This is a genomic window from Sphingomonas vulcanisoli, assembly GCF_011761305.1.
Lineage (GTDB): Bacteria > Pseudomonadota > Alphaproteobacteria > Sphingomonadales > Sphingomonadaceae > Sphingomonas_I > Sphingomonas_I vulcanisoli.
Genome location: NZ_JAAOZC010000002.1, coordinates 488,222 through 506,083, shown reverse-complemented (window position 1 = coordinate 506,083; position 17,862 = coordinate 488,222). Strand labels below are relative to the sequence as shown.

The 17,862-nt window shown below is 66.0% G+C and carries 14 protein-coding genes; 5 read left to right on the top strand and 9 right to left on the bottom strand.

Features of this window, described 5'->3' with window-relative positions; translation table 11 throughout:
* The first annotated feature begins 89 nt into the window (after window positions 1-89).
* Genes FHS31_RS06520 through FHS31_RS06510 form a run of 3 tightly spaced genes read left to right on the top strand, consistent with a single transcriptional unit; the run spans window position 90 to window position 4,218 of the window.
* Window positions 90-1,205 carry an HlyD family secretion protein gene (locus FHS31_RS06520; RefSeq protein ID WP_167072542.1) on the top strand — a complete coding sequence of 372 codons (1,116 nt, stop codon included), beginning with the start codon at window positions 90-92 and terminating at the stop codon, window positions 1,203-1,205.
* On the top strand, window positions 1,202-2,752 hold the full coding sequence (locus FHS31_RS06515) for a DHA2 family efflux MFS transporter permease subunit (RefSeq protein ID WP_167072541.1): 1,551 nt from the start codon (window positions 1,202-1,204) through the stop codon (window positions 2,750-2,752). The genes FHS31_RS06520 and FHS31_RS06515 overlap by 4 nt, the downstream gene beginning before the upstream one ends.
* Window positions 2,752-4,218, top strand: a complete 1,467-nt coding sequence (locus FHS31_RS06510; protein WP_167072540.1) for an efflux transporter outer membrane subunit — start codon at window positions 2,752-2,754, stop codon at window positions 4,216-4,218. Before FHS31_RS06515 ends, FHS31_RS06510 begins: the two co-directional genes overlap by 1 nt.
* Before the next feature lie 300 nt (window positions 4,219-4,518).
* On the opposite strand, the gene FHS31_RS06505 is transcribed toward FHS31_RS06510, so the two are convergent.
* The gene (locus FHS31_RS06505; RefSeq protein WP_167072539.1) at window positions 4,519-5,532 is read right to left on the bottom strand and encodes an aldo/keto reductase; all 1,014 of its coding nucleotides are present in this window, start codon (window positions 5,530-5,532) and stop codon (window positions 4,519-4,521) included.
* 127 nt (window positions 5,533-5,659) lie between these two features.
* Here FHS31_RS06505 and ilvD point away from each other — a divergent pair, with 127 nt between their 5' ends.
* The gene (gene ilvD / locus FHS31_RS06500) at window positions 5,660-7,513 is read left to right on the top strand and encodes a dihydroxy-acid dehydratase (protein WP_167072538.1); all 1,854 of its coding nucleotides are present in this window, start codon (window positions 5,660-5,662) and stop codon (window positions 7,511-7,513) included.
* A gap of 7 nt (window positions 7,514-7,520) precedes the next feature.
* Here the strand turns inward: ilvD and FHS31_RS06495 are convergent, their stop codons facing one another.
* The 5 genes from FHS31_RS06495 to FHS31_RS06475 all read right to left on the bottom strand — a co-directional run bounded on the left by FHS31_RS06495 (window position 7,521) and on the right by FHS31_RS06475 (window position 14,576).
* The gene (locus FHS31_RS06495; protein WP_167072537.1) at window positions 7,521-9,251 is read right to left on the bottom strand and encodes an AMP-dependent synthetase/ligase; all 1,731 of its coding nucleotides are present in this window, start codon (window positions 9,249-9,251) and stop codon (window positions 7,521-7,523) included.
* A 59-nt stretch (window positions 9,252-9,310) separates the two neighbouring features.
* Window positions 9,311-10,135 (bottom strand): helix-turn-helix domain-containing protein, encoded by an 825-nt coding sequence (locus FHS31_RS06490; RefSeq protein ID WP_167072536.1) that lies wholly within the window; start codon window positions 10,133-10,135, stop codon window positions 9,311-9,313.
* Between the two features lie 86 nt (window positions 10,136-10,221).
* Complete coding sequence (ptsP, locus tag FHS31_RS06485; RefSeq protein ID WP_167072535.1) at window positions 10,222-12,498, bottom strand: phosphoenolpyruvate--protein phosphotransferase; 2,277 nt, start codon at window positions 12,496-12,498, stop codon at window positions 10,222-10,224.
* A 46-nt stretch (window positions 12,499-12,544) separates the two neighbouring features.
* Window positions 12,545-13,495 (bottom strand): aldo/keto reductase, encoded by a 951-nt coding sequence (locus FHS31_RS06480; protein ID WP_167072534.1) that lies wholly within the window; start codon window positions 13,493-13,495, stop codon window positions 12,545-12,547.
* Window positions 13,488-14,576: a mannose-1-phosphate guanylyltransferase/mannose-6-phosphate isomerase gene (locus FHS31_RS06475; RefSeq protein ID WP_208408606.1), complete on the bottom strand. Its 1,089-nt coding sequence runs from the start codon at window positions 14,574-14,576 to the stop codon at window positions 13,488-13,490. Before FHS31_RS06475 ends, FHS31_RS06480 begins: the two co-directional genes overlap by 8 nt.
* A 215-nt stretch (window positions 14,577-14,791) precedes the next feature.
* Between FHS31_RS06475 and FHS31_RS16255 the strand changes: the two genes are divergently transcribed.
* The gene (locus FHS31_RS16255; RefSeq protein WP_243843300.1) at window positions 14,792-15,568 is read left to right on the top strand and encodes a PEP-CTERM sorting domain-containing protein; all 777 of its coding nucleotides are present in this window, start codon (window positions 14,792-14,794) and stop codon (window positions 15,566-15,568) included.
* Window positions 15,569-15,625: 57 nt separating this feature from the next.
* Here the strand turns inward: FHS31_RS16255 and FHS31_RS06465 are convergent, their stop codons facing one another.
* The 3 genes from FHS31_RS06465 to FHS31_RS06455 form a co-directional block, all read right to left on the bottom strand.
* Entirely contained in the window at window positions 15,626-16,159 is a 534-nt protein-coding gene (locus FHS31_RS06465) for a hypothetical protein (RefSeq protein WP_167072532.1), read from the bottom strand.
* A gap of 63 nt (window positions 16,160-16,222) precedes the next feature.
* Window positions 16,223-16,756 (bottom strand): phosphoribosyltransferase, encoded by a 534-nt coding sequence (locus FHS31_RS06460; protein WP_167072531.1) that lies wholly within the window; start codon window positions 16,754-16,756, stop codon window positions 16,223-16,225.
* Window positions 16,753-17,763 carry an adenosine deaminase gene (locus tag FHS31_RS06455; protein WP_341786303.1) on the bottom strand — a complete coding sequence of 337 codons (1,011 nt, stop codon included), beginning with the start codon at window positions 17,761-17,763 and terminating at the stop codon, window positions 16,753-16,755. The genes FHS31_RS06460 and FHS31_RS06455 overlap by 4 nt, the downstream gene beginning before the upstream one ends.
* Between the last annotated feature and the right edge of the window lie 99 nt (window positions 17,764-17,862).

Below are 17,862 nucleotides of genomic sequence, written 5' to 3'. Positions count from 1 at the left end.
CTGTGGGCCCACAATAAGAGGGCTTGCCATATCTCGTGCCGCGGTGCAACAGGCTCGCGCCGGGCACCCCTGCCTGAACGAGGACACGCATGGCCGAAGAGCTGGAGGCGGCGGCCTCCGAACCTGAAAAGCGCAAGCGGCTGAGCGCGAACGCGCGGCGCGGCCTGCTGGCCGGCGCGGTGCTAGTGGCGCTGCTGATCCTCGCCTGGGTAGCTTATTATATGATCCGCGGCAAATATTATGAGGGCACCAACGATGCCTATCTGCAGGCCGATGCGGTCACGGTCAGCTCGAAGGTTTCGGGCTATGTCGATCAGGTCTATGTCGTCGACAATCAGGATGTGACCGCCGGGCAGCCGCTCGTCCACATCGATCCGCGCGATTATAGCGCGCAGACCGCGCAATTTCAGGCGCAGATCGATCTCGCGCTGGCCAGCGCCGCCAATGTCCGCGCCGGCATTTCGGAACAGCAGGCCGCTGTCGAGCAGGCGCGCGCGCAGCTTGCCGCCAACCGCTCCGATCTTGCCTTCGCGCAGGATGAGGTCGCGCGCTACACCCCGCTCGCCCAATCGGGCGCCGAGACGCGCGAGAAGCTGCAGTCGCTGCGCAATACGGCGGCCCGCGCGGCCAATGCCGTCGCCGCCAGCACGGCGGCGCTGGATGCGGCCGAGCTGCGGATCGGATCACTCAAGGCCCAGGGACAGCAGGCGCAGGCGCAGCGCGAGGCGGCGGTCGCGCAACGTGGTGCTGCGAACGTCAATCTCGCCTCCACGATCATCCGCGCCGCGATCCCCGGCCGCGTCGGCAACAAGAGCGTGCAGCAGGGCCAGTTTGTGCAGCCCGGGCTGCGGCTGATGTCGGTGGTGCCGCTGCAATCGATCTACATCACCGCCAATTTCAAGGAGACGCAGGTCGGCCTGATGCGCCCCGGCCAGCCCGCCGAGATCAAGCTGGATGCGCTGCCGGGCACGACGCTGCACGGCCATGTCCAGAGCATCGCCCCGGGCACGGGCGCGCAATTCTCGCTGCTGCCCCCGCAGAATGCGACGGGCAATTTCACCAAGATCGTCCAGCGCGTGCCGGTGCGGATCGCGATCGACGTGACGGCGGAGGAGCGCGCGCGGCTTGTACCCGGCTATTCGGCGAAGGTGACGGTCGATACCTACGCCGCCAAGCACGATCCAGATCAAACGCGCGGTCAATGAGCACCGCCGCGCCCGTTGTGCCGGAAGAACGCGCCGACGCCGCCGCGTGGCTGGCGGTGTTTGCGGGCGCGCTCGGCGCGCTGATGGCGTCGCTCGATATCTCCATCGTCAATTCCGCGCTGCCGACGATCCAGGGCGAGATCGGCGCCAGCGGCACCGAGGGCACCTGGATATCGACCGCCTATCTGGTCGCGGAGATCGTGATCATCCCGCTGTCAGGCTGGCTCGAGCGGGTGCTGGGCCTGCGCACGCTCCTGCTGCTGGCGGCCGGGCTGTTCACCGGCTTTTCGATGATGTGCGGCCTCTCGACATCGCTGCTGATGATGGTCATCGGCCGGGTCGGCCAGGGCTTCACCGGCGGCGCGCTGATCCCTACCGCGATGACGATCGTCGCGACGCGCCTGCCCCGGCATCAGCAGCCGGTGGGCAACACGGTCTTCGGGGGGACCGTGATCCTCGGACCGCTGGCCGGTCCGATCCTCGGCGGCTGGCTGACCGAGAATATCAGCTGGCATTATGCTTTCTTTCTCAATCTGCCGATCGGAATCGCGCTGATCCTGATGCTGCTGTTCACCATGCCGCACCAGAAGGCGCATCTCGTTGAAGTGCGCAACGCGGATTGGTTCGGGATCGTCGGCATGGCGATGGGGCTCGGCGGGCTGACCGTGATGCTGGAAGACGGCGAGCGAGAACAATGGTTCGCCTCGCCCGAAATCCGCTGGATGGCTTTCACGACCGTGCTCGGCTTCCTGTCGATCGCCATCGGCCAGATGCGCGCATCGCGCCCCGTGATCCGCCTCTCCCTGCTGCGCGATCGGCAGTTCGGGGCGATCGTCGGGATGACGACCATGAACGGCATGGTCCTTTACGGCACGTCCTACATCATTCCCCAATTCCTGTCGGCGGTCGCGGGCTATAATGCGCTGCAATCGGGCGAGATCGTGTTGCTTTCCGGCATTCCGATGATCATCATGATGCCGTTCACACCCTTCCTGATGCGTACCATCGATATCCGCATCGCGGTTTCTTTCGGACTGCTGCTGATCATGACCAGCGCATGGATCGAAATCGACATGACCGCGGAGACTGCGGGCGGGACGTTCGCGGTCTCGCAGCTGGTGCGCGGTCTCGGCACGGTGTTTACGGCGTTCTTTCTGAACCAGGCGGCCGTCCGATCGGTGAGCCCGGCGCAAGCCGCCGATGCCGCCGGGCTGTATAACGGTGCGCGCAATCTCGGTGGCAGCCTGGCGCTCGCGGGGTTGGCGGTCATCCAGGATCAGCGCACATGGCTGCACAGCCGCCGGATCGAAGAGACCCTATCGGCCAATTCGGTCGGCGTGCAGGCCTATGTCGCCAACCAGAGCGCCGCGCTGGGATCGCAGGATGCGGCGATGCGGTCGCTGGGCAACACGATCGAGATCCAGGCGCTGGTGATGACCTATGCCGATCTGTTCTGGATGCTGGCGATCGGCGTCCTCTGCGTGATGCCCGCGGTTCTGCTGCTGCGGCCGCTGCCCCAGCATTCCAAGCCCGTGGCGACCCATTGATGCGCAAGCACCTGATCGCCGTGTTCGCTCCGGCTCTTCTCTCCGCCTGCGTGGTCGGCCCGCATTATCAAGGACCGCCCGCCGCCGCGCCCAAGGCCGGGGCAGGGGGAGCCTTCATCCGCGCCGGCGCGATCCCGCTCAAGGCTGGCCCACCGGTGGCGCGCTGGTGGGAAACGCTCGACGATCCAGCGCTGAACGGGCTGGAATCGCGCGCCCTCGCCGCCAATCCCGATCTTGCCGCCGCCCGTGCGCGGGTCGCACAGGCACAGCAATCGCTGCGGCAGGAGCGGACCAACCTCTTGCCCACCGCCAGCGCCAGCCTGCTCTACGCGCATGCCCGCTTGCCCGGCGTGGATTTCGGATCGCTGACCAACGGCAGCAACAACGGCTCGATCAACCTCTATAATCTCGGCTTCAATGGCAGCTGGGAAGCCGACATCTTCGGCGGCGAGCGCCGGGCGATCGAGGCTTCGCAGGCGACGGCCGAAGCGGCCGTCGCCAACGTCGCCGATGCGCAGGTGGCGATCACCGCCGCCGTCGCCCAGGCCTATCTCGCCATCCGCGATCGCCAGCGCCGCATTTCGCTCAACGCCAAGGTTGTGGCGATGGAGCAGCAGATGCTCGATCTCGCGCGCCAGCGGTTCGCGCAGGGCACCGCGAGCCGGCTGGATGTCGAGCGGCTGACGCAGCAGCTGGAGAATACGCGCGCCGGCGCGGTCCCGCTCTCGGCGGAAGTATCGATTTACCTCGATCAGATCGCGGTTCTGATCGGCGCCGAACCGGGCGCGGTCGATGCCGAATTGCGCACGCCGGCGCCGGTGCCGCTGCCGCCGTCAGAGCTTGCGATCGGCGATCCCGCCGCGCTGATCCAGCGCCGTCCCGATATCCGCGCGGCCGAGCGTACACTCGCCGCCGATACCGCCAAGATCGGCCAGGCGGAGGCGGCGCGCTTTCCGCGCGTCAGCGTCATGGGGCTGATCGGCATCGGCGGCAGCAAGCCTGAGGATATCACCCATGTCGGCGATCTGCTCGCGCTCGCCGCGCCGCAGTTGAGCTGGAGCTTCCTCGATTTTGGGAAGAACGCCTCGCGGGTCCATCAGGCCGAGGCGCTGCGTGACGAGGCCGAAGCGCGCTATCGCAAGACAGTGCTCGCTGCGCTGCAGGATGCCGAAGACAGCCTCAGCCGTTTCGATGCCGGCCGGCGATCGCTGGCCTCGCTGATTCGCTTGCGCACCGCCGCGCTGGAAACGGCAACGCTATCACAACAGCGCTATGAGGCGGGAACGACCACGTTGCTCGATCTGCTCGATGCCCGCCGCCAAGCCAATCAAGCCGATCAGAATGTTTCGCAGGCGGAAGCGGCGCTCACCGGCTATTATATCGAAATCCACAAGGCCTTGGGCCTCGGTTGGAGCCCGGCCTCGACCGGACCGGCTGTGGCGGGCGATCAGCCGAGAACGAGATAAATCGCGCCCACGATCAGCATCGACACCCCGCTGGCGATACAGAGCAGCCAGCTCTCCGCCGCGCAGAACATTGGATCATGGATCTCCATCGGCCTTCTCCATGCAAGGCCGCTCTGCGGCGGCTTGAATGCGGATACTACCATAACGGCCATTTTGTTCAATCGATTCTATAGGTCACCGGCCGCACATCTATTGTTGCATCGCAACAATAGATGTGCGGTCGCAGCAACAGATCGAGGCTGTATTGAATAAGCTCTTGGCTGGCGACCAGCTTGATCCGCGCGCCACGCCAGTTGAGGCTCAATCCGAAGCGAGTTCCTCATTGGGCAGCAGCTCGGTCCCGACCTGCGCTTGCGCCGCCACCGAGTATCGCGCGCCGCGGATCGCGCCCGGCGCGAACAGCGCATCGATTCTGGCAATGGCGGCGTCATTGAGCACGACGTCGGTGGCGCCGACATCTTCTTCGAGATGCGCGATGCTCGTTGTTCCCGGAATCGCGATGACATGCGCGCCCCGCGACAGCACCCAGGCCAGGGACAGCTGCGCCGGCGTGCTGCCAAGCTCGGCGGCCAGCGCATTGAATGCGTCGACGATTGCGAGATTGTGCCGCAGATTGTCGCCGCTATAGCGCGGAAACTGAGATCGAAGATCGCCCTCGCCATAGGCGTCGCTGCGGATCCGATCTGCCAGAAGCCCGCGCGCCACCGGCGAGAAAGCGACGAAGGCGATGCCGAGTTCGCGGCAGGTCTCCAGCACGGCCACTTCCGGATTGCGCACCATCGGCGAATATTCGGTCTGCAGCGCGGCGATCGGATGGACGGCATGTGCGCGTCGGACGGTCTCCGCCGACATTTCGGAGAGACCAAGCGCACCGATCTTGCCCGCCTCCTTGGCGCGGACCAGCGCGCCGACCGACTCCTCGATCGGTACGTTGCGATCGAGCCGATGCAGATACATCAGATCGATATGATCGGTCTGCAGCCGCTCCAGCGAGGCATCGATCGACGCGGCAATCGCTTCCGGCCGGCCATCGAGCCCGCGCTTGCCATTCACTTCCCCAAGCACGCATTTGCTCGCCAGCACATAATCCGCGCGGCGATGGCCGATGGCACTCGCCAGCAGCCGCTCGTTGGCGCCGAAGCCGTAGAGCGCGGCGGTATCGAAATGGGTGATGCCCAGATCCAGCGCCTTGTTGAGCAGCGCGGCGCCCTGATCGGCGCTGGGGATGGGCGCATAAGCGTGGCTGAGGCTCATGCATCCTAGGCTGATGGCGGAAACCTGATGTGTGCCGAGCGCGCGTGTGGGGAGAGTCATGCCCCCTTTCTAACGGGCGAGCCCGACGCCGTCCCCGAAAAACGGCGGTAGCGGTTGCGAAGGGGCCGGGCGTGGCGCAAGGCGTAAAGCGGTTTTTGCCGCCTTCGGCCCCAACATCAGGTTCACCATGCCCGTCTATCGTTCCCGCACCACGACCCACGGCCGCAATATGGCGGGCGCGCGCGGCCTGTGGCGCGCGACGGGGATGAAGGACGAGGATTTCGGCAAGCCGATCATCGCGGTGGTCAACAGCTTCACCCAGTTCGTGCCCGGCCATGTCCATTTGAAGGATCTCGGCCAGCTGGTGGCGCGGGAGATCGAGGCGGCGGGCGGCGTCGCCAAGGAATTCAACACCATCGCGGTGGATGACGGCATCGCCATGGGCCACGGCGGGATGCTCTATTCGCTGCCCAGCCGCGAGCTGATCGCCGACTCGGTAGAATATATGGTCAATGCGCATTGCGCCGATGCGATGGTGTGCATCTCCAATTGCGACAAGATCACGCCCGGCATGCTGATGGCGGCGATGCGGCTCAACATTCCGGCGGTGTTCGTTTCGGGCGGCCCGATGGAGGCGGGCAAGGTCGTCATCAAGGGCAAGGAGGTCGCGCTCGATCTGATCGATGCGATGGTCGCCGCCGCCGACGATACGATGACCGATGAGGACGTGAAGGTCATCGAACGATCGGCCTGCCCCACCTGCGGCAGCTGTTCGGGCATGTTCACCGCCAATTCGATGAACTGCCTGACGGAGGCACTTGGCCTGTCGCTGCCCGGCAACGGATCGGTGCTGGCGACGCATGCCGATCGCGAGCGGCTGTTCCGCGAGGCGGGGCATGTGATCGTCGACGTCACCAAACGCTATTACGAGCAGGACGACGTCAGCGCGCTGCCGCGTGCCATCGCCAACAAGGCGGCGTTCGAAAATGCGATGAGCCTCGATATCGCGATGGGCGGATCGACCAACACCGTGCTCCACCTGCTTGCCGCCGCGCAGGAGGGCGAGGTGGATTTCACCATGGCCGATATCGATCGACTGTCGCGCCGCGTGCCCTGCCTGTGCAAGGTCGCGCCCGCCAAGGCCGATGTCCATATGGAGGACGTCCACCGCGCCGGCGGGATCATGGCGATCCTCGGTGAACTCGATCGCGCCGGCCTGATCGATGCCGAACAGCCGACGGTGCATACGCGCACGATGGGCGAGGCGCTGGGCCGCTGGGATATCGCGCGCACCCATTCCGAAGAGGTCCGCAAATTCTACCGCGCCGCGCCGGGCGGCGTGCCGACGCAGGTCGCCTTCAGCCAGTCGGCGCGGTGGGACGCGCTCGATCTCGATCGCACCGGCGGCGTGATCCGCTCGCAGCCCAATGCCTTCAGCCAGGATGGCGGCCTCGCGGTGCTGTTCGGCAATCTCGCGCCCGAAGGCTGCATCGTGAAGACCGCGGGCGTCGACGACAGCATCCTGCGCTTCGAAGGCACCGCGATCGTCTATGAAAGCCAGGATGCGGCGGTGGCGGGCATCCTCGGCCATCAGGTCGAGGCCGGGCATGTCGTGGTGATCCGCTACGAAGGGCCCAAGGGCGGGCCGGGGATGCAGGAGATGCTGTATCCGACCAGCTATCTGAAATCGAAGGGCCTCGGCAAAGCCTGCGCGCTGCTGACTGATGGCCGCTTTTCGGGCGGCACCTCGGGCCTGTCGATCGGCCACGTCTCGCCCGAAGCAGCGGAAGGCGGGCTGATCGCGCTGGTCGAAACCGGCGATCCGATCCTGATCGATATCCCCAACCGCATCATCCGGCTGGAAGTCGACGACGCCAAGCTCGCCGAGCGCCATGCCGAGATGGTCGCGCGCGGCACAAAGGCGTGGAAGCCGTTCGGCCGCAAGCGCGCCGTATCGCCCGCGCTCCGCGCCTATGCCGCGCTCACCACGAATGCCGCGCGCGGCGCCGTGCGCGATGTCAGCCAGGTGGAAAAGGACTGAGCGCGGCTCAGCTTTTGTAGAGCCCGTCCAGCCGCGCGCCGTAGCGTTCGCGCACGACGTGCCGTCTGATTTTGAGCGAAGGCGTCATCTCGCCATTGTCGGTGGTGAAAGGCTCGTCGGCGGTCAAGAAGCGGCGGACGCGCTCGGTAACCGAGAGGCCCGCATTGACGCGATCGATCGCCATCGCCACCGACGCATCGTCGACGCCCGCCTCGGGTACGATCAGCCCGACAAGATAGGGTCGCCGATCGCCGAAGATCGCGGCCTGCATGATCTCGGGTTGCAGCGTCAGCATCCCCTCGATCCTCTGAGGGGCGATATTGTCGCCCTTGTCGTTGACGATGATATCCTTCTTGCGATCGGTGATGATCAGGCGCCCGGCCTCATCGAGACGACCGATATCGCCGGTATGCAGCCAGCCGTCTTTCAGCACGCGCGCGCTCTCGCCCGCGTTGCGCCAATAGCCGTGCATCACATTCTCGCCGCGCACGAGGATCTCGCCATCTTCGGCGATCCGGACCTCGACGCCTTCCAGCGGTGGCCCGACGGTGTCCATCCTGATCCCGGCGCGAGGGCGGTTGCAGGCGATCACCGGCGCAGCCTCGGTCTGGCCATAGCCCTGTAGCAAAGTGACGCCGAGCGCGGAGAAGAAGCCGCCGACTTGCGGATTGAGCGGCGCGCCGCCCGATACCAAGGCCTTCAGCCGGCCCCCGAAACGCTTGGCGATCTTGGGCCGGATCGTGGCGCCGAGCAGCAGATCGAGCGGCTTATCGGCCAGCCCCTTCTCTTCCTTGGCATGGAGCGCCAGCGCTTTGTCGAGCAGCCATTGGCTCAGGCCCCCCTGCTTTTCGATCGCCTTGAGGATGCGCGCGCGCAGCAACTCGAACAGGCGGGGGACGACGACCATGATCGTCGGCCGCACCTCCTCGATATTGGCGGCGAGCTTCTCGATGCTCTCGGCATAATAGATCTGCCCGCCGAGCCCGATCGGCAGATACTGGCCGCCCGAATGCTCATAGGCATGGCTCAAGGGCAGCAGGCTTAGGAAAATCTCCTGCTCGGTCCTCGGGAAATCCTCCTCGATGATGGTGATGCAGCCCGCCACGTTGCGCAGGATGGCGCCATGGTGCTGGCGGACGCCGCGCGGGGCACCGCCGGTGCCGCTGGTGTAGATGATGCAGGCGAGATCCTCGCGGCCGGCGGTCTGGCGCGCGGCGCAGGCGGCGACATCGGCGGGATGTTCGGCGATCAGCCGCGCCCAATCGAACACCTTGATCGCGCCGATCCGCGCCTGTTCCAGCGGCTCGATCGCGATCAGCCGCTCGCAGCCCGATCGCGCCAGCGCGGGCAGCAGGGCGCGCGCCAGCTTGGGCGTGGAGACGATCACCGCGCAGGCGCCGCTATCGTCGAGGATATGGCCGTGATCGCGCTCGGTATTGGTGATGTAGGCCGGCACGGTGACGCAGCCCGCGGCCATGATCGCGAGATCGGCGATGCACCATTCGGGGCGGTTCTCGGATACCAGCACGATGCGATCGCCTTTGGAAAGGCCCATCGCCTCAATCGCCTGCGCCAGCGCCGCCACCTGCCGGGCGGCGTCGGCCCAGCTCAGCGGCTGCCATTCGGCCTTGGCGTCACCCTCGCTTGCCGCGGGCTTGTGCCACAGGAACGGCGCATCGCCCTTCGCTTCGGCGCGCGCGAAGAACATGGTGACGAGATTGGGGAAGGTTTCCAGCATCCGGCGTCCTCTTTTCCGACGCTCTTATCGCGATCGCCCGGCCGTTGTCGAAGGCTGGGCTACGGCGCGGGCTTGACCGCGAGCAGATCCTTGGGCGCGAGGCTGACGTTCTTAATCAATGTCTCGGGCGGGCCGAGCGGCGGGATGGTGGTGCTGCCGACCGTGACCTTGAGCGCGGTGGCGCGGCTGGTGCGCAGCCGGGGATCGGCGGCGCTGGCGGGAATGGTGAAGCTTTCGCCGGGCTTCATCATGCCTTCGTAAAGCTTGGCCTCGCCATCGGTGATCCGCAGCCAGACGGGCTGTTCGGCGGTGAGCAGCGCGGTGGCGCCGGGCGCGGGCGCGGCGGCGGGCGGCGCGAGGCTGGGATCGGCGGCGGACGAGACTGGTGCCGGCTGCTGCACCACGGGCGCGGCGGCCGGAGCGGGCGGCGGCGCGGTCTGGGATTGCGTGGCGATCGCGGCGGGGTTTTCGCTGGTCTGCAGGCCGCGCCAATAGAGAAACGCCAGCACCAGCAGGATCGCCAGCACGAAGGTAGACCAGGCCAGCCAGCGGCTCGGCGTGCGCGCCGGATCGGCGGGTTCATAGGGCTCGTAGCGTTGCGACGCCGCCTCCCGGCCCGCGATCTCTTCGCGGAAACGGCGCGAGAGTGGCTCGCCATCCAGGCCGAGCACCCGCGCATAGCTTTTGACGAAGCCTGCCGAATAGGTTGCCGCGGGCAGGCTTTGATAATCCCCGCTTTCGATCGCGGCGAGGTGGCGCACGGGAATGCGGGTGCGATTGGCGACATCGGACAGCGCCAGCCCCTGCGTCTCCCGCGCCTGGCGCAGTTCAACGGCGACTGAAGTGCCGCTTTCAAGTTCGGGATCGGGCGCCATTTCCACCATCGGCCGCCTCTTCTGAGCCTAGGTCTGCTTAACTCCGATTAGTCCGGTCAAACAACCCCGGTCCAATCATCAATCGTTACAGACCCTCAACTAATGCGGACGTCGTGCGACGATGCCCAATCCAGCAGCGCGGCGCGCATGTTCTGCGGCGGATGGGCAAGAAGCAGCGGCAGATCGGTGCGCAGCGCCCCCAGATCGAGCGAGCGCAGCATCGCCTTGACCGGACCGATCGCCGCGGGGGTGATCGACAGGCGATCGATGCCCAGACCGAGCAGCGCCATCGCCTCCAGCACGCGCCCGCCCATTTCGCCGCACACCGCCACCGGCACGCCGCCCTCGTGCGACGTGCGCGTGACGCGCGCGATGAACCGCAGGATCGCCGGGCTCAGCCAATCATAGCGCTCGGCGAGCTTGGGATTGGCGCGATCGGCGGCAAACAGGAATTGGGTGAGATCGTTGGTGCCGATCGAGAGGAAATCGAGCTTGGGCAGCAAGATGTCGAGCGTTTCCGCCAGCGCCGGCACCTCCAGCATCGCGCCATAACGGATCGCCAGCGGCCCCTGACGCCCACGTGCGAGCGCGCGGATGCGCTGTTCCTCGAAAAGAGCCTTGGCCTCGTCGAACTCCCATGGTTCGGAGATCATCGGGAACATCACGCGCAATTCCCGCCCGTTCGCGGCCTCGACCAGCGCCCAGGCCTGCGCCTTCATCAGCGCATCGCGCTCCAGTGCCAGCCGGATCGCGCGCCAGCCCATCGCGGGATTTTCCTCATCCCCATTGTCGCCGGTCATATAAGGCAGCGCCTTGTCGCCGCCGACATCGATGGTGCGGAAGGTGACGGGCTTCGGCCCCGCCGCCTCCATGACGTCACGATAGACCCGCGCCTGCTTCTCACGCTTGGGCAGCTCGGCCGAAATCAGGAATTCGAATTCGGTACGGAACAGGCCGATGCCGTCCGCGCCCGTAGTATCCAGCGCCGCGACATCATCGCGCAGGCCGGCGTTGACCATCAGGGTGATCCGCTGCCCATCGCGCGTTATCGGCGGCAGATCGCGCATCGCCGCATATTCGGCGCGGCGCTTCTGAGTCACCGAAAGCTGGGTATCGAACACCTCCTCGATGCCCGATGTAGGCCGCGCGACCGCGGACCCCTGCGTGGCATCGAGCAGCACGAGATCGCCCTCGGCGATCACGCGGCGGGCATCGCGGACGCGGCCGATCACGGGCACGCCCATCGCGCGCGCGACGATCACGACATGGCTGGTAAGCGATCCCTCCTGCAGGATAACGCCCTTCAGCCGCCGGCGATCATATTCGAGCAGCTCGGCGGGGCCGAGATTGCGCGCGATCAGGATCGTATCCTGCCGCAAGCCCAGTTGCGCTGCGGTGCCGAGCTGGCCCGAAACGATGCGCAGCAACCGGTTGGAGAGGTCCTCCAGATCGTGCATCCGATCGGCCAGCAAGGGATCGTCGATCTCGCGCATCCGCATCCGGGTGCGCTGCTGGACGCGCTCGATCGCCGCCTCGGCGGTGAGGCCGCTGTCGATCGCCGCGTTGATCCGTGTCCGCCAGCCCTCGTCATAGGCGAACATCTTGTAGGTCGCGAGAATGTCCTGATGCTCACCCGCGGCGCCGAAATCGGCCTGGCTCATCATGCGGTCGATCTGATCGCGCATCTTGTCGAACGCGGAATAGACGCGGTGGCGCTCGGCCTCGGTATCCTCGGCGACGGTATGTTCGACGACGACGCGCGGCTGATGGAACACCGCCCGCCCGGCGGCCATGCCCTCGACCAGCTTGAGGCCCGTCAGCCGTGCGGTCGAGCTGTCGCGTGTCTGCGATCCCGCCACATTCGCCTCATCGACCAAACCCGCACCCGCGATCAGTTCGGCCAGCACCATCGCGACGGTCTGCAACGCTTCGATTTCAACATCGTCATAGCGGCGCGGATCGACGTGCTGGACGGTCAACACACCGACGGCGCGTTCGGCGCGCACGATCGGCACGCCCGCGAAGCTGTGATACAATTCCTCGCCGGTCTCGGGATTGTGGACGAAATCGGGGTGGCTGGTCGCCTCGGCGAGGTTGAGCGTCTCGATCTTTTCGGCGATCGTGCCGGTCAAACCCTCGCCCAGCGCCAGCTTGGTAACGTGGACGGCCTCCTCCTTCAGGCCCCGCGTCGCATACAGTTCCAGCTCGCCCTCGCGCAGCAGATAAATCGAGCAGACCTCGCTGTTCAGCGATTCGCCGATGATCTGCACGACCTGGTTGAGCTTGGCCTGCGCATTGGCGCGCGCCGCCATCACGTCATGAAGACGGACGAGAATCTCGCGCGCGGCAGTGGTGGCGGCGGAGGCAGGCATAGCGCCGCGCTAACAGAAAGGTTTGGGGTGGTCCAACCCGGCTCCGTCAGGCGCCCGCGGCGTCCAGGCGTGAGAGCTGATCGGCGGATAGGGTAAGCTGGAGACCGTGCATCAGCTCGTCCACTTGGGGCACACTGGTCGCGCTGGCGATCGGCGCGCTGATCCCCGGCTGGGCGCGCAGCCAGGCGAGCGCGATCGCGGCCAGATTAAAGCCGGTCTCGGCAGCAACCGCATCCATCGCGGCGAGCGTATCGCGGCCCGCAGCCGTATCGAGATACCGGATCGCGCCCGCGCCGCGCCGGCTCTTGGCGACATCGGCCTGCGATCGATATTTGCCTGTTAGGAATCCCGAGGCGAGGCCGGAATAGGGCACGACCGCAACTCCATTGCGCACCGCCAGATCCTGCAGCGCGCCGCCGAATTCCTTGCGCTCGAGAAGATTGTAAAGCGGTTCTATCACCGAGAAGTGCGCCAGGCCGTTCGCATCGCTGATCTCAAGCGCGGAAGCGAGGCGATCGGCCGAATAATTGGAGGCGCCGATCGCGCGCACCTTGCCCGTGCGGACCATCGCATCCAGCGCGCCCAGCGTTTCGTCCTGCGGCACGCCCGCATCGTCAAAATGGACGAAATAAATATCGATGACATCGACGCCGAGCCGCTTGAGCGATTCCTCGACCGCCTGGGTGAGATAGGCGCCGGTGATCTTCCGCGGCGTATCGGCCCTGAAGCCGCCCTTGGTGGCGATCAGCATCTGATCACGCTTGCCGCTCTGCTTCAGCCATTCGCCGATGATGATTTCCGATTCGCCGCCCGTATTCCCGGGCACCCAGCGCGAATACATCTCAGCAGTATCGATCAGGCTGCCGCCGGCCGCCGCATAGGCATCGAGCACCCGGAAGCTTTCCGTCTGGTCGATCGTCCAGCCGAAGACGTTACCGCCCAGCATGATCGGCAGCGCGGTCATGCCGGTTTCGCCAAAGGATTGGGGTTCAGCCATCGATCAAACTCGCAGTGGGAAAGCGATCGAGGCTGACGTGGCCCCCACGTTTGAGCGCCTCGATCGCGCGTTTGACGTCCTGGCTCGATCCGCGCGGCAGGATCAGCACGGCATCATCGGTGGCGACCACGATCAGATCCTTGATGCCCACCGCCGCCACCAGTGGCCCGTCCGTGCGGATCAGGCAACCCGTGGTATCGATCGCGACGACCTCGCCATGATGGGCGTTGCCGGCGCTATCCTGCGGTGCGATGGCGTGCAGCGCGTCCCAGCTGCCGACATCGGACCAGCCCATGTCCACCGGCACCACCGCGATCCTGTCGGCCTTTTCCATCACCGCGGTATCGACGGGCTCGCTCGGGGCAGCGGCGAAGGCATCGCGCGATGGGTAAAGCCGGCCGCCTTCCTGCCGTCCCTGCTCGATCGAGGCCTTGGCCGCGGCGAGGATAGCGGGCGCATGAGCTTCGAGCGCAGCAAGGAAGGCGGCGGAGGTGAACAGGAAGATGCCACCGTTCCAGCTATAGCCGCCATCCGCCAGATAGGCGGCGGCGGTTTGCTGATCGGGCTTCTCCACGAAGCGATCGACGCGCTGGACGCCGAGGCCAATTTCCACGCCCCGCTTGATATAGCCATAGCCGGTTTCGGGGCCGTCAGGCGCAATGCCGAATGTCGTAAGCCAGCCATCGAGGCAGAAGGGCACCGCTGCGGCGACAGCGCGGTGGAAGGCGGGCACATCAGTGATGACATGATCGCTGGGCATCACCAGCAGCAGCGAATCGGCGGGCGCGGCGAGGGCGGCCAGCGCGATCGCGGCGGCGGTATTGCGCGCGGCGGGCTCCAGCACGAGCCGCGCACCGGAAACGCCGATCGCAGCGAGCTGGGCTTCGATTTCATCGGCGTGGGCGGCGCTCGCGACGATGATCGGATCGGCGAAGCTCTGCCCGCCGATTGCGCGCCGCAACGTTTGCTGCAGCATCGTCTCGTCACCGGTAAGGCTCAGGAATTGCTTGGGTTTCTGCGTGCGCGAAAGTGGCCAAAGTCTTGTGCCCGATCCTCCCGAAAGGATGACGGGCGTGATCATCTGGGTCAATATTGTCTCCGATGAGGCACGCTCGGCGGACGCCGAGTTAAAGCGAACGACCGTCGTATTCCTTAGTTCCGGCCCCGCGCGGTGCATCCTATCGCGTAAACAATCGTTACGGGATACGTTATCTTCTTCGTAGGCAATTTCTGTGCTATAAGGAGAAGGTCCGAGCCATAACGGAATCTCGGGCGTGTGCGTTTAGGGAGCAGGCCATGGCGGTAGCCGCCTCATTGCTGCGAAGCGAGATGCGTAGGCATCTGCTGATGAATATCGGTCTCGTGGCAAGCTGCGTGGCTGGCGGCACGGTCGTGACCAATGAGCGTGGTCTGTTCGTGCCCCTGGGCATTCACAGCATGTCCGAAACGGCCAAGGCCTTTGCGGCGATGTTCACGCCTTCGCACCTGTTGCCCGGCTTCACCAACGTGCAGATGATCACTCCGCTGGAACCGTTCGACGTAACCGCCGATTCACGCGATCTGCGCCGGCGGCTGATGGAGGATTCGGTCGGCGATTTCTCGTCGCCCAGTGCCGATCCTGATGCGCCCGTCAGCGATCTCGCGCAATATTCCGGCCCGGCGAGCACGCTCACGGTGACCGAGCTGAACGAGAACGGCGGCAAAACAGGCGGCGAAGGCAAACCGGGCGGCAGCAGCGGCGGCTCGGACTCCTCTGGCGGTTCCAGCTCCGCGCCGGCCACCCAGACCGCGCAATCGACGGGCCAGGATGCGACCACCGGCGGCGCCTCCCCGCTCAACAAGAACACCGGCGATCTGCTTGCCTCGAACCAGCAGACGTCGAACAGCGAAGTCAATGGCGGCGATACGACCGGCAACGTCACGACGCCGGTCGACGACGGCGGCGGCGTCACACCGGTCCCCGAGCCTTCGATGTGGCTCATGATGCTCGCGGGCTTCGGCGCCACCGGTTATATCTTGCGCACTGCGCGCCGCCGTCGCGCCGAGGCGGCGCATGAGGTTGAAGCCGCCTAACACCTGATCGGCGGGCTCCGGCCATACCGCCCCCGGCTTGCGCCGGGGAGGGCTTCATCAGTGCGGCGTTGTCCCCGAACTGCTGGTCGAGCCGTTGGATCCGCCATAGCTATTGGCGCCCGTCCGCGTGCTGCCGGCGCCTGTCGTGGTGACGCCCGTCGTGCCCGAACGCGCAGTGCTGTCCGCCGAACCGCTGCTCATCGCGCCGGTGCCGGACGTGGTCACGGCGCCCGCGCTGGTGCCGGTGCTGCCGCCAGTCGAACCAGGCGAGGAAAGCGTCATCGCGCTGGTGCCGCCACCGGCGCTGCTGGAGCCTGCGACCGACCCCGTCGCGCCGACGCTGGTGCCCGTGCTGCCGGTGCGCGTGGTCACCGATCCGGTGCCCATGGTGCCCGACGAAGCGGACGAGCCCGCAGTGCTGCTCATCCCGGAATTCCCCGAAATCGGTGACTGGCCCGTGGTCGGTGTCGCGCCGGCGGTGGTGCCCGTAGCGCCCGCAGCGGCGCCAGTAGCCCCGCCGCCGGCGGTCTGCGCCAGCGCGGCTGTGGAGAGCAATGCGCCGATCGCCGCGGCGCCCATCAGCTTGTTCATGATCCCATCCTTCCGAAGATTTGTGGGTGTAGAACGCTGATGCAGATGGGCCGGACCCAATTGTTACGCCTGCGAAAGCCCCAACCGCTCGGGCACCTCGCCCGCTTCGTCAATCAGGGTCGCGGTCGGCGCCATCGCTTCCCAGGGGAAGACGAACCAGCTCTTGTCCTCGGCGCGATCGATCGTGCGGGCGCGATAATCGACGCGGGCCGGCGATCGGCTGTTATCGATCAGCACCGCCACGCGCAGATTGCCCTCCTCCCCGCCCGCCGCGAGGATCTTGGCCCGCAGCGCGTTGATCGTCATGCCGCTGTCGTTGATGTCGTCGATCAGCAGGATGTGCGTGCCCGCCCGCGTCTGCTGAGCGATGTTGGCGAGCAGATCGTCGGCGAAGCCCGGCAGGCCCGAGCTATGATCCACCGACAGCAGCGATATCCCGGTGCGGTGCGAGAGATAGGCGCCTGGCACCAGCCCGCCGCGCCCGATGCCCACGATATGATCGGGGCGCCAGCCGCTCGCCTCGATCGCCGCGGCGACCACCTGCACATCGGCGACGAACTGATCGTGAGGGACGGTGACCAGCGTCGGCTGGCTCATGCGCCCTGTTCCGCGACATAAGCGTCGAGCGTGGCGAGATGCGCATTGACCGCGACATCCGAAAGGAAGGAGCCAAGGAAGCTGTTACGCGCCAACTGGACCATGTCCGCGCGCGTCAGCAAGGGCGCCACTGCGCGGAAATTATCGGCGACATAGCCCCCGAAATAGGCCGGATCGTCCGAATTGACCGTCGCGCGCAGGCCCAGCTTGAGCATTGCGGCGATCGGGTGCGCAGCAAGGTCATCGACCACGCACAGCTTATGATTGGACAGCGGGCAGACCGTGAGCGTCTTTGCCTCCCGCACCAGTCGCGCGACCAGCGAGGGGTCCTCCAGCGCGCGATTGCCATGATCGATCCGATCGACGCCCAGCACGTCCAGCGCCTCGCGGACATATTCGGGCGGCCCCTCCTCGCCCGCGTGAGCAACGCGCTTCAGACCCGACGAGGCCGCGGCGGCGAACACGCGCGAGAATTTGGACGGTGGATGGCCGACCTCCGAACTATCGAGGCCCACGGCAGCGATCTGATCGAGCCACGGCTCTGCCGCCGCCAGCGTCACAAAGGCATCCTCTTCTTCCAGATGGCGCAGGAAGCAGAGGATCAGGCGGGAGGTGATGCCCAGCTGCGCCTCGGCGGCCGCCAGGCCTGCGGCGAGCCCGTCCGCCACCACCTGGAATGGAATGCCGCGCGCGGTGTGCGTCTGCGGATCGAAGAAGATTTCGGCATGGACGACGCCATCCGCCTTCACGCGGCGAAAGTAGGCCAGCGCGAGATCGTGAAAATCCTGTTCGGTGCGCAGCACGTCCGCACCGGCATAATAGATATCCAGAAAGTCCTGGAGATTGGAGAAACTGTAGGCGCTGCGGATCGCTTCTACCGAATCGAATGGTATGCTGACGCGGTTGCGCCGGGCGAAGGCGAACATCTGTTCGGGCTCAAGGCTGCCTTCGATATGAAGGTGCAGTTCCGCCTTGGGCAGGCCCGTAATGAAGGTGTCGTCCAAGATGGTGTCCCGATCGCCCGAATCGAACCGTTTCCTTAGCCGCAAAGCGGTGCGGACAGCCAGCGTGCTTGGGCTGATATCGTTTCTTACGAGTTGCGCAGC

Bases quoted from the DNA above. Each gene is read 5' to 3' on its own strand.
- FHS31_RS06520 (WP_167072542.1), top strand. From the start codon at position 90: ATGGCCGAAGAGCTGGAGGCGGCGGCCTCCGAACCTGAAAAGCGCAAG.
- FHS31_RS06515 (WP_167072541.1), top strand. From the start codon at position 1,202: ATGAGCACCGCCGCGCCCGTTGTGCCGGAAGAACGCGCCGACGCCGCC.
- FHS31_RS06510 (WP_167072540.1), top strand. From the start codon at position 2,752: ATGCGCAAGCACCTGATCGCCGTGTTCGCTCCGGCTCTTCTCTCCGCC.
- FHS31_RS06505 (WP_167072539.1), bottom strand. From the start codon at position 5,532: ATGACTCTCCCCACACGCGCGCTCGGCACACATCAGGTTTCCGCCATC.
- ilvD (WP_167072538.1), top strand. From the start codon at position 5,660: ATGCCCGTCTATCGTTCCCGCACCACGACCCACGGCCGCAATATGGCG.
- FHS31_RS06495 (WP_167072537.1), bottom strand. From the start codon at position 9,251: ATGCTGGAAACCTTCCCCAATCTCGTCACCATGTTCTTCGCGCGCGCC.
- FHS31_RS06490 (WP_167072536.1), bottom strand. From the start codon at position 10,135: ATGGTGGAAATGGCGCCCGATCCCGAACTTGAAAGCGGCACTTCAGTC.
- ptsP (WP_167072535.1), bottom strand. From the start codon at position 12,498: ATGCCTGCCTCCGCCGCCACCACTGCCGCGCGCGAGATTCTCGTCCGT.
- FHS31_RS06480 (WP_167072534.1), bottom strand. From the start codon at position 13,495: ATGGCTGAACCCCAATCCTTTGGCGAAACCGGCATGACCGCGCTGCCG.
- FHS31_RS06475 (WP_208408606.1), bottom strand. From the start codon at position 14,576: ATGATCACGCCCGTCATCCTTTCGGGAGGATCGGGCACAAGACTTTGG.
- FHS31_RS16255 (WP_243843300.1), top strand. From the start codon at position 14,792: ATGGCGGTAGCCGCCTCATTGCTGCGAAGCGAGATGCGTAGGCATCTG.
- FHS31_RS06465 (WP_167072532.1), bottom strand. From the start codon at position 16,159: ATGAACAAGCTGATGGGCGCCGCGGCGATCGGCGCATTGCTCTCCACA.
- FHS31_RS06460 (WP_167072531.1), bottom strand. From the start codon at position 16,756: ATGAGCCAGCCGACGCTGGTCACCGTCCCTCACGATCAGTTCGTCGCC.